This window comes from Streptomyces sp. NPDC001858, assembly GCF_053594615.1.
In genome coordinates this window covers 105,110-116,306 of the sequence record NZ_JBSFEV010000032.1, presented here as the reverse complement: position 1 = coordinate 116,306, position 11,197 = coordinate 105,110, and the positions used below count along the sequence as shown (strand labels likewise).

6 protein-coding genes are annotated in these 11,197 nt (G+C 73.0%); 3 read left to right on the top strand and 3 right to left on the bottom strand.

Translation table 11 applies throughout. The features are described 5' to 3' along the window. Positions 1-127 precede the first annotated feature (127 nt). Positions 128-1,501, bottom strand: coding sequence for a cytochrome P450 (locus ACWCPF_RS34005; RefSeq protein WP_451048947.1), 1,374 nt, complete (start codon positions 1,499-1,501; stop codon positions 128-130). Between the two features lie 133 nt (positions 1,502-1,634). Next, on the bottom strand, positions 1,635-2,312 hold the full coding sequence (locus ACWCPF_RS34000) for a polysaccharide lyase family 7 protein (RefSeq protein WP_451048946.1): 678 nt from the start codon (positions 2,310-2,312) through the stop codon (positions 1,635-1,637). A gap of 183 nt (positions 2,313-2,495) precedes the next feature. Between ACWCPF_RS34000 and ACWCPF_RS33995 the strand changes: the two genes are divergently transcribed. The 3 genes from ACWCPF_RS33995 to ACWCPF_RS33985 all read left to right on the top strand — a co-directional run bounded on the left by ACWCPF_RS33995 (position 2,496) and on the right by ACWCPF_RS33985 (position 8,169). After that, positions 2,496-4,802 carry a glycosyl hydrolase family 95 catalytic domain-containing protein gene (locus tag ACWCPF_RS33995; protein WP_451048954.1) on the top strand — a complete coding sequence of 769 codons (2,307 nt, stop codon included), beginning with the start codon at positions 2,496-2,498 and terminating at the stop codon, positions 4,800-4,802. 106 nt (positions 4,803-4,908) lie between these two features. Continuing rightward, on the top strand, positions 4,909-6,810 hold the full coding sequence (locus ACWCPF_RS33990; RefSeq protein WP_451048945.1) for a glycoside hydrolase family 97 catalytic domain-containing protein: 1,902 nt from the start codon (positions 4,909-4,911) through the stop codon (positions 6,808-6,810). A gap of 84 nt (positions 6,811-6,894) precedes the next feature. After that, on the top strand, positions 6,895-8,169 hold the full coding sequence (locus ACWCPF_RS33985; protein ID WP_451048944.1) for a cytochrome P450 family protein: 1,275 nt from the start codon (positions 6,895-6,897) through the stop codon (positions 8,167-8,169). A gap of 21 nt (positions 8,170-8,190) precedes the next feature. Here the strand turns inward: ACWCPF_RS33985 and ACWCPF_RS33980 are convergent, their stop codons facing one another. Continuing rightward, positions 8,191-10,962 (bottom strand): helix-turn-helix transcriptional regulator, encoded by a 2,772-nt coding sequence (locus ACWCPF_RS33980; protein WP_451048943.1) that lies wholly within the window; start codon positions 10,960-10,962, stop codon positions 8,191-8,193. Positions 10,963-11,197 lie beyond the last annotated feature (235 nt).

Here is an 11,197-nt window from a genome sequence, read left to right as displayed (position 1 = left end):
TACGTCGTTGCCCAGGCCCCAGATGGGCTGGAGGTGGCGCTGCTTGTCGAGCTTGAGGCCGTCGTTGTTGACCGACCGGTCCAGGTGAATGGCCATCCCGCGCACTGCGGGCGCTCGGGGCCCGCGGTCAGCCGCGGGCCGGTTCCAGCGTCGCCGTGGCGGGGCCGTCGGGGCGGACGGTGATGCCGAAGGTCGTGCCGGTGGGGGTGGCGGAGAAGACCGGCGTGTGGGCCGGCAGCAGGTGTTCCAGCAGGACGGTCGATTCGCGGAGCGCGAACTGCAGGCCGACGCAGGCGCGGGGGCCGATGCCGAAGGGGTAGTAGGCGCCCGGGTGGGTGGGGCGGCGGTCGGGGACGGTGAAGCGCCGGGGGTCGAAGCGCTCCGGGTCGGGCCACAGCTCGGGGTCGCGGTGCGTGAGATACGGGCTGACGAGGAGGTCGGCGCCCGCCTCGACGGTGTAGCCGGCGAGGGTGTCGTCCTCGGTGGCGTGGCGGGGCAGGATCCAGGCGGCCGGGTAGAGCCGCAGCGTCTCGTGGACGAGGGCCTGGAGGGCCTGGCGGCGCTCGGTCGAGTCTTCGCCGCCTGCGGCGAGAGCCTGCGCGCGGGCCTGCGGGTGGCGGTCGAGAAGAAGGTAGAGCCAGGTCAGCGTGGTGGCGGTGGTGTCGTGGCCGGCCACCAGCAGGGTGACCAGCTCGTCGCGGATCAGCCGGTCGGTGTACTCGGGGTGCTCGGCGGCGGCGTCGGTCAGGACGTGCAGCAGACCCGGGCCGTCGGGTCCCGCCGCCCCGCCGCGGGCGGCCTCGATGGCGTGCCGGGCGACCGTGTCGATCCGGGCGAGATCGGCGGCCACGGCGTCCCGGGCGTCGGTGGCGTCGGCGGGCAGGGTCGGCAGGGCGGTCGCGACGGCGGCCACGGCGCCCAGTTCGCGCTCGGTCGCGTCGTCGAGGGGGTGCCCGGTGAGGGAGCGCCAGATGGCGTCCACGGCGAAGCGGCGCATCTCCCGGCCGACGTCGAAGCTCTGTCCGGTGCGGGCGTAGCCCTCCCAGCGCGCCGCGGTGGTCCGGGCGGCCGCGCTGATCCGCTGGTCGTAGCGGCGCATCCCGGGGCCGGTGAACTGGGACTGCAGCAGGCGGCGTTGGCGCTTCCACGCGGCGCCGGTGGCGGCGAGGACGCCGTCGCCGATCAGCAGCCGGGCGCGGTGGGAGCGCTTGACGTACCGGTCCGGGTGCCGGGCGAGCACCTGCTGGACCGCCTGCGGGTCGGTGACGAGCACGGTGGGGGCGGCGGCCGGCCCGAGGCGGACGGCGGCGACCCCGCCGAGCCGCTCGCGCACCTGGGCCAGCAGCTCGACCAGCTCGCCTCCCCCGGCGCGCCAGCCGGCCACGAGTGCGGGGTCGGCTTCGGGGAGGGGCCGCCCCGCCGCGGGAGCGGGGGCGGGAGCGGAGGTGGGGGCGGGGGTGGCGGCGGGCGAGAGGGAGCCGAGTCCGGCTTCGGTGTCCATGTTTCTTCTCCTGGTCGACCCGTGTGCCCGGCCGTGGCGGAGCACCGATCACACGGACTGTACGGGAGTGGACACAGGCGGTGACAGTCGGCCTCGGCGGGCGTCGGTCAGCAGCCCCTCTCGCCCGGTCGGGTCACCGCGTCCAGTAGAGGATGTTGCGGAAGCGGGCCTCGACGCGGCCGGAGCCGTGGTTGTAGACGCCGTTCTTGAAGTAGCGGGTGGCGGGGCCCCGGTCGGCGACCGTCAGGACGAGCGAGTCGTCGAAGTAGACCTTGACGGTTCCGGTGCCGCTGGTCGCCTGGTGGGCGATCTTCACGTTGAACCAGGTGTCGTACGCGTTCGTCTTGAGCACGGTGCCGTCGTAGCGCCGCACGGTGCCGCCGCTCGTGTTGTAGACGTTGAGCATGATGTCGGTGGCCGGGGTGCCCGCGGGATGGACTCCGCGCAGGATCTGGACGAACGACGCGCCGTCGCTGCCGGACGGCAGATAGACGTCGGCGTCCCACATGCGATTGCCGGTCGTGTAGTCGTTCTTCCAGCGCATCTCGGTGCGCGGGTCCGTGGTGCTGTCCTCCTGGAACGGCTCGTCGGTGGCGTACACCCACATGCGGTGGACACCGCCGCTGTAGCTGTGCCGGTCGGCGAGGTCGAGGTTCCAGGGCTTCTGCCAGCTGTACGTGAACGCGGTCTGCGTCCAGCCGTCGGTCGGGTCGGCGGCGGGCGCGGCGTCGGCGGACGGGGTCGCCGCCGCCGTCATGACACCGCCGGCGAGCAGTCCGCCGCCCGCCCGTAAGAGGGTTCTCCGGTTCATCGCGCGTCCTTTCCCAGGTATGGACCATGTCAGGAACACGCCAGCAGACAACTCCAATACATCGGAGGAGTCAAGGACTTGAACCCTTGACATGTCCGTGAACCCTCCCTACGGTCCCGACATACACCCGATGTATCCGATGAATCCGCTGTATCGATGATCCGTCAGATCTGGAGGACGATGATGACCTCGCAGTCGGGGAACCCCTCAGGCCTGCCCCGCAGAGCGGTGATCGGCACTGCTCTCGGCGGCGCGGCGGTCGCCGCACTGCCCGGTACCGCCGAAGCGGCCGCCGACGCCGGGACCGCGCACGACCGGCGCCCCTGGAAGCTCCGCGACAGCATGACCTCCGACCAATCCTGGAGCCGGTTCCTGCGCGACCAGGACCTCCTGTGGAGCACACTGCCCACCCGCTGGTACGAGGGTCCGTTCCTCGGCGACGGGCTGCTGGGCAGCATGGTCTACCAGGAACCGGGCGCGAACCAGATCCGCTTCACCGTCCAGCACGGCAAGGTTCAGGACCACCGGCCCGAGTTCGGCAGCGGCTGGGGCACCTGCCGGCTGCCGGTCGGCCACCTCACCCTCGAACCGGTCGGCGCGATCACCGCCGTCGACTGGCGGCTGAGCCTGTGGAACGCCGAGCTCACCGGCACCGTCACCACCAGCGCCGGCACGCTCACCCTCGCCGCCCTCATCCACGACGAGGTGCTGGCCGTCCGGGTGACGGCCGAGGGCGACGAGCGGGTCGTCTGGACGTTCCGCCCCGAGGACGCGATCAGCCCCCGGAAGATCAGCGAGGCCCCGCCCGCCGGCTACACCGCCAACCCGCCCTGGACCACCCGGACCACCGCCGACGGCGTCGAGCAGGTGCTGCAGCCCCTCGTCGGCGGCGGACAGACCGCGACCTCCTACCGCCGCACCGACGACGAACTGCTGCTCAGTGTCGGGCACAGCTCGCCCTCCGACACCGCCGCCGAGGCCGACTCGCTGCGCAACCTCCGCCGCGCGGGGTCGTACGGCACGCTGCGGCGCCGGCACACCCGCTGGTGGCACGCGTTCTACCCGAAGAGCTTCGTCTCGTTCCCCGATCAGCGGCTGCAGAGCTTCCACTGGATCCAGCTCTACAAGGTCGCCTCCGCCAGCCGCGCGGACGGCCCCGTCATGGCCACCTGCGGGCCGTGGCTGGAGCCGACGCCGTGGCCCGCGGTGTGGTGGAACCTCAACATCCAGCTGGAATACTGGCTGATCCACGGCTCCAACCACCTCGAACTCGACGCCCTCGCCACCACCTTGCGGCAGAACCAGGAACAGCTCATCGCCAACGTGCCCGCCGCCTACCGCGCGGACAGCTCGGGCGTGGGCCGCAGCTCCGACATGTTCGCCAACCGGGGCGTGGGCCGGCCCGGCACCGGCGCCGAGACCGGCGACCTGGCCTGGGCGCTGCACAACGTGTGGCTGTCGTACCGGCACTCCATGGACCGGGCCCTGTTACGCGACACGATCTACCCGGTGCTGCGCCGGACGATCAACTACTACCTGCACTTCCTCACCCCGGGCAGCGACGGCCGCCTCCATCTGCCGAGCACGCTCTCCCCCGAGTACCCCGTGGTGCCGCCGCAGGACACCAACTACGACCTGGCCCTCATCCGGTGGGGCTGCCAGACGCTCCTCGAGTCGGCCGAACTGCTCGGCGTCGAAGACGAGTTGGCCCCGCGCTGGCAGGAGGTGCTGGCCAAGCTCACGCCGTACCCGGTCGACGACAACGGCTTCATGATCGGCGCCGACACCCCGTACGCGCAGTCCCACCGGCACTACTCGCATCTGCTGATGGTGTACCCGCTGTACCTCGTCAACTGGGACCAGCCGGAGAACCGTGAGCTGATCACGAAGTCCGTCGAGCACTGGCACTCGCTGACCGGGTCCCACCGGGGCTACAGCTACACGGGGGCCGCCTCGCTGTACGCGATGACCGGCGACGGCGACACCGCGATCGCCTACCTGCGGAAGTTCTTCGACACCAGCACCCGCTACCCGTGCCGCCCCAACACGCACTACACCGAGGCCGGTCCGGTCATCGAGACGCCGCTGTCCGCCTCGCAGTCGCTGCACGACATGTTCTGCCAGAGCTGGGGCGGCGTCGTGCGCGTCTTCCCGGCCGTCCCGGCCACCTGGGCGGACGTCACGCTGCACGACTTCCGCACCCAGGGCGCGTTCCTGGTCAGCGCCGTCCGCAAGGCGGGGGCGACCCGGTTCATCCGCGTCAAGAGCCTGGCGGGCGAGCCGCTCAGGCTCCGGCACGGGCTCACCGGCCGCGTCACCGCCGTGCTGGACGACGGCTCCCCGGCCCGCACCCACGACCTGGGCGACGGCACCCTCGCCATCGACCTGCCCCGGGGCCGCGAGGTGCTCGTCCACACGGGCTCCCGGCCCGACCTCGTCATCGCGCCCGTCGCCGTCAGCGAACCGGGCCCGGCCTGGGGACTGCCGTAACCAGCTGTCCGACCGACCGGCTGTCCGACCGACCGGATTCCCGACCGACCGGATTCCCGGCCGTCCGAACGGCCGTCCGTACGCACGTACAACAGAGAGGTTCTTCATGGCTGTTCCGATCAGGACCGCGGTCGCCGCGCTCTGCACCGGGCTGCTGGCCACGCTCTTCACGACCGCGCCCGCGAGGGCGGAGCAGGACTCCGGTGCGCACCAGCGCGCATGGACCGTGTCCGCGGCGGCCCACGCGCCGCGGGCGCAGATATCCCTGGACGACACCACCGGCTCACTGAGTCTGACGGTGTCCCGGGACGGCCGCACGGTCCTCGAACCGTCGCCCGTCGGCATCGTCACCGAACAGGCCGACCTGTCCCAGGGGTTGCGCTTCCTGCACCGCAAGGACCGCCGGATCGAGGAGAGTTACCGGGCGAAGTCCGGGAAACGGCTCGACCGCAAGGTCCGTATGAACGAGACCCGGCTGTCGTTCGCCTCCGCCGCCGGCGCCCGGCTCGACCTCGTCGTCCGCGCCTCCGCCGACGGCGTCGCCTACCGCTACGTCCTGCCCGGCGGGTACGGAGACGTGCTCGGCGAGACCTCCGCCTTCAACCTGCCGCCGGACGCGAGCGCCTGGCTCAGCACCTACCGGGTCGACAACGAGGGCCAGTTCGTCCAGCACACCGCCGCGAGCGCCCCCACCGGCGCGTACTCGCCGCAGGCGCTCTTCGCCACGCCCGGCGGCTACGCCCTGCTCGCCGAGTCCGACCTCACCGGCGCCTACTCCGGTGCCCGGCTCGCCCACACCCAGGGCAGCAGCGGCTACCGGATCCAGCTCGCCGACCAGCGGGTCCGCACCGACGGCCGACTCGCCACCCCCTGGCGGGCGATGGTCACCGGCGACCTCGCCACCGTCACCCGGTCCACCTTCACCGACGACCTCGCCCCCGCCTCCAAGGTCGCCGACCGCTCCTGGATCCGGCCCGGGACCGTGCTGTGGACCTGGCTCGCGGGCGGGAAGGAGGCCGGGCAGAGCCTGGCGGCGCAGAAGGCGTACGTCGACTACGCAGCCGAACGGAACTGGCCCTACGAGGCCGTCGACGCGGGCTGGTACTTCAAGACCGACGCATGGGACACCACCGACCCGGACTGGCAGACGAACAGCTGGATGCCGGAACTCGTGGAGTACGCGCGCGCCAAGGGCGTCGGGATCATCGTCTGGATCCACCAGCGCGAACTCGACACGGCCGAGGAACGCGCCCAGTGGCTGCCGACGCTGGAGCGATGGGGCGTCAAGGGCGTCAAGATCGACTTCATGGACTCCGAGGCGCAGTCCATGCTCCAGTGGTACGACGCCATCCTCCCGGAGACCGCCGCCCACCACCTCATGATCGACTTCCATGGCTCCACGCTCCCCAAGGGCATCCAGCGCACCTGGCCGCACGTCATGACCCTGGAGAGCGTCGCCGGCGAGGAGAAGCGCACCAACACCGCCGCCCACCTCACCACCCTGCCGTTCACCCGTAACGTCCTCGGTTCCATGGACTTCACCCCTGGCGCCTTCCAGCGCGTCGGTCTGCGTCCCAACTCCGACGCGGCCGAGGTCGGGCTCACCGTCGCCTACGAGTCGGGCCTGCAGATGTTCGCGGGCACCCCCGCGTCGTACGACCAACGGCCGCTCGCCCGGGCCTACTTCGACCAGGTCCCGGCCGCCTGGGACGACACCCGGCTGCTCGCCGGGGCGCCCGGCCAGGAAGCCGTCGTCGCCCGCCGCAGCGGCGACCGCTGGTTCATCGGAGGGGTGTACGCGGGCGCCGCCCGCACCGCCGAGGTACCGGTGGACCTCGGGCCGGGACGCTGGCTGGTGCAGACGATCCAGGACGGCGCCGAGGGGCTCGTCCAGGACAGCAGGGTCCTGCGCAACGGCGACACGCTGAGCGCGGACATCGTCGGCAACGGCGGTTTCGCCGCCCTCGCCTGTCCGTGGCGGCCCGGCGTCACCACCTGCTACCGCTGACCCGGCCGACCGCCCGCCCGGGACCTAGTCGGGGGCGTGATCCCCTTGGTCCCGGGCGGCGCGGAAGGTCCCTAGGCTGGGCGCATGTCCACCACAACACCCGGTCAGACGACCCTGGTTGAGCACGACCAGCTCATCGCGGACCCGTACCCGGCGTACGCCCGGCTCCGCGAGGCGGGGCCCGTCCACCGCATCACCGGAACGGACGGGCTGCCGGCCTGGCTGGTCACCCGCTACGACGACGTACGCCGGGCCCTCGCCGACCCCCGGCTCTCGCTCGACAAACGCAACTCCAGGCCCGGCGGCTACCGCGGACTCGCGCTGCCGCCGGCGCTGGACGCGAACCTGCTGAACATGGACCCGCCGGACCACACCCGCATCCGGCGCCTGGTCTCCCGGGCGTTCACCCCGCGCCGCGTCGCCGCCCTGCGCGCACCCATCAGGGAGACCGCCGACGCGCTGCTCGACGCGATCGAACCGCTCGGCCGCGCCGACCTGATCGCCTCGTACGCCGCGCCGCTGCCCATCGCCGTGATCTGCGATCTGCTGGGCGTGCCCCCGCACGACCGGCGGGACTTCCGGTCCTGGACCGACGCGCTGGTCGCCCCGGACCCGGCGGAGCCGTCCCGGGCGAAGCACGCCGTGGGCAGCATGCTGGCGTTCTTCACCCGGCTCATCGCCGACAAGCGCCAGAACCCGGCCGACGACCTCCTGTCCGCCCTGATCGCGGTACGCGACGAGAGGAACGACGACGAGAACGACGACGAGGCGAACGGCAGGAAGAACGGCAAGGCGGACGGCGAAGCGGTCGGCGCGGACCGGCTGAGTGAGGACGAGCTGATGTCGCTCGCCTTCCTCATCCTCTTCGCCGGCTACGAGAACACGGTCCACCTCATCGGGAACGCCACCGTGGCCCTCCTCGGCCACCCCGGCCAACTGGCCGCCCTGCGCGCGGACCCCGGTCTGCTCGGGCCCGCAGTGGAGGAACTGGCCCGCTACGACGGCCCGGCGCCGCTCGCCATCCGGCGCTTTCCGACCGAGGACCTCACCATCGGCGGCGTCACCGTCCCCGCGGGCGACACCGTCCTGCTCGGCCTCGCCGCCGCCCACCGCGACCCGGCCCGGTTCAGCGATCCCGACCGGCTCGACCTCGGCCGCGACGCGACCGGCCATCTCGCCCTCGGCCACGGCATCCACTACTGCCTGGGCGCGCCCCTGGCCCGGCTGGAGACCGAGATCGCCCTCGCCGCCCTCCTCGACCGATTCCCCCGGCTGTCCCTCGCCGTGCCCCCGGACGCACTGCGCCGCCGGCCGTCGATGCGCGCCCGCGGCCTGCTGGAGCTACCGGTCACCTACTGATCGGGCGGCCCCGGCGGACCGCTACGCGCAGGACGCCCCGCCCTCCTCCCGCAGGGTCCCGATCTCCTTGCGGGAGGCGATGCCGAGTTTCGAGAACACCTTGCGCAGGTGCCACTCGACCGTGTGGGGGCTGATGAAGAGCTGGGCGCCGATCTCGGGGTTGGTGAGCCCCTCGCCGGCGAGTCGGGCGATCTGCGCTTCCTGCGGGGTGAGGGCCGCCTGCGTCGCCGTGGTGCGCTGTCTGCGGACCTTCGCCCCCGTGGCCTGGAGCTCGCGTCGCGCACGTTCGGCGAAGCCATCGGCCCCCATGTGGCTGAGCATCTCGTGCGCGGTGCCCAGCTGGGTGCGGGCGTCGGCGCGGCGGTTCGCCCGGCGCAGCCACTCGCCGTAGAGCAGCCGGGCGCGGGCGGCGTCCATCCGCACCTGGGTGTTGCCGAGCCGCTCGACGGCCTCCCGGTAGAGGGCGTCGGCGACCTTCCCCTCGCTGACCAGGGCGCGGGCGACGGCCGAGACGCCCAGGGCCCAGTCGGTGCCGCCGGCCTGTGCCATCTCGCCGATCCGCTGGACGGCCTCGGCGGCCTCCGCCGGTCGGCCGAGTCGTGCCGCGGCTTCGACGAGCTCGGCCGTGGACTGGATCGACAGGCCGAGCTCCTGGGGGTTCTCGCTGCCGCGCCGGGCGGCCGCGAAGGCCTCCTCGTAGCGGCCGAGGCCGTTGTAGAGCACGGCCGCCGCCCATTGCGTGGCGGTGTTCACCTTGCCGTCCCCGCGCAGCATCAGGTCCTGGGTGATGGCGTCGATCGCCTGCCGGGTCGCGGACTCCCGGCCCTTCCACGGCTCGACGACCAGGGCGCTGTAGTGCGCGAAGAAGCTGCTGCCGGTGGCCTCGCCGATCGCGGACGACTCCACGACGAGGGACTCGGCGCCCGCCAGATCGCCGGCGAAGACCCGGTTCGACAGCCGCAGGAGCAGCGCCGACGGCAGCACGGACAGGGCGCCCGTCTCGCGTGCCATGTCGACCAGCCTCGCCGAGAGCACGGACCAGGTGTCGAAGTCCCAGGTGCTGTGGGCCATCCGGCAGACCAGCGGGAGCCAGCCGAGCCCTTCGCCCCGGGAGACCTCGTCGGTGCGGAACTCACGCAGCGCGCGGAGCACCAGCGGCGCGCCGACGCCGTAGCCGTCCGTGATCATCCGGGCGACGCCGTCCAGCAGCAGATCGTCGCGGGTCGGTTCGACGGGCGTCGGGGCGTTCAGCACGGCCTGGGCCACTTCGAGGACGCCGCCGTTCGGCAGCCGGCCGGCGGTGAGCGCCGCGTAGATCGCGTCCCGGTAGGTCTCCCGGGCGATCCGGGCGTCGAGCGGCCACAGCCGCTTGGCCGCTTCGAGCATCAGCGGGATGCCCGCGCCCGCGCTCCGGGAGGCGGACATGATCCGGCCGCGCAGCAGTTTGGACTGTGCGGCCTCCAGTTCGTCGAGGGCGCTCAGCTCCGCCGCGTCCGCGAGCTCGCGCGCGGCGTCGAACGCGCCGGCCTGGTACTTGGCCTGGGCCGCCGCCAGCTGTCTGGTGCCTCGCCGGACGGGGTCGGGGGTCAGTTCGGCGGCCCGGTCGAGGAAGGCCGCCGCCGCGGCGACTCCGCCCCGCGCCTGGGCGCGGCCGGCCGAGCGCTCCAGTTCGGCGGCCACGCTCTCGTCGGGTCCCGCGGTCGCGCGGGCCAGATGCCAGGCCCGACGATCGGGATCGAGCCCGGCGTCGGTGGCCTCCGCCAGGGCTCTGTGCACCTCGCGACGGTCGTACAGGTCGGCCGAGCGGTAGGCCGCCGAGCGCACCAGCGGGTGCCGGAAGCGCACCCAGGTGCCTAGCGTCATCAGCCCGGACGCCTCGGCGTCCACCGCGGCCGTCTCCAGGTCGATGCCCAGCAGTGCGGCCGCCCGCCGCAGCAGCGGCACATCGCCGACCGGCTCGGCGGCGGCGGTCAGCAGCAGGCGTTGGGTCCCGGCCGGGAGCGACTGGACGCGGCGCAGGAAGCCCTGCTCGATCTGGCCCGCCAACGGTTGTGCGTCGGGGTGCCCGAAGCCGCCGGCCAGCTCCACCGTGGACAGCCCGCGAGGCAGCTCCAGCAGGGCCAGCGGGTTGCCGCGCGTCTCGGCGATGATCCGGTCGCGCACCCGCTGGTCCAGGGGGCCGGTGACGACCAGGTCGAGCAGGGTCCGGGAGTCGCTCTCGGTCAGCCCTCGCACCGGCAGTTCGGGGAGACCGGCGAGGATCTCGCCGGCGGTGGGCTCGCGGACGGCGAACACGAGCAGGATCGATTCAGCAAAGAGCCGGCGGGCGGCGAACGCCAAGGTCTGCGCCGACACGTGGTCCAGCCACTGGGCGTCGTCGACGAGGCAGACCAGCGGCTGCTCCCCGGCGGCGTCCGCGAGCAGGCTCAGCGTGGCCAGGCCCACCAGGAACCGGTCGGGCGCGCTGCCCGCCCGCAGCCCGAACGCCGTGCGCAGCGCGTCGCGCTGGGGCTCGGGCAGGTGGTCGAGGCCGGCCAGCAGGGGGGCGCAGAGCTGGTGCAGGCCGGCGTAGGACAGCTCCATCTCGGACTGGACGCCGGCGGCGCGGACGACGCGGCAGGCGGTGGAGCGCTCGAAGAGGTGGTTCAGCAGTTCGGTCTTGCCGATCCCCGCCTCGCCGCGCAGGACCAGGACCGCGCTGCGCCCGCCCTTGGCGCCTTCCAGGAGGCCGTCGAGGGCGCGGCACTCCTCCTGCCGCCCGAGGAAGCCGACTCTGGGACCACGGTCCGTCATGGCAGCCTCCTCCGCACCGGTACTCCGAGCCGCGACCTGCCCGCCCCCACCGCGCCGCACACCCCGGTGCAGCGGCGCACAGGCCTCACTCCGCCTCGTGTCTCCGCAGGTGAGGCGGGTCGGCCGGCGTCCGGCCACGGACCCGCCCGGGTACGACCACGAAGCCGACCACGGCCTCCCCGGGGTGCGCGGGAGTGCGTCCGGGCGTAAGGCTGGTTGTCACCAGCCTTCACCC

Coding starts and splice junctions, on each gene's coding strand:
- ACWCPF_RS34005 (WP_451048947.1), bottom strand. CDS start 1,501: ATGGACACCGAAGCCGGACTCGGCTCCCTCTCGCCCGCCGCCACCCCC.
- ACWCPF_RS34000 (WP_451048946.1), bottom strand. CDS start 2,312: ATGAACCGGAGAACCCTCTTACGGGCGGGCGGCGGACTGCTCGCCGGC.
- ACWCPF_RS33995 (WP_451048954.1), top strand. CDS start 2,496: ATGACCTCGCAGTCGGGGAACCCCTCAGGCCTGCCCCGCAGAGCGGTG.
- ACWCPF_RS33990 (WP_451048945.1), top strand. CDS start 4,909: ATGGCTGTTCCGATCAGGACCGCGGTCGCCGCGCTCTGCACCGGGCTG.
- ACWCPF_RS33985 (WP_451048944.1), top strand. CDS start 6,895: ATGTCCACCACAACACCCGGTCAGACGACCCTGGTTGAGCACGACCAG.
- ACWCPF_RS33980 (WP_451048943.1), bottom strand. CDS start 10,962: ATGACGGACCGTGGTCCCAGAGTCGGCTTCCTCGGGCGGCAGGAGGAG.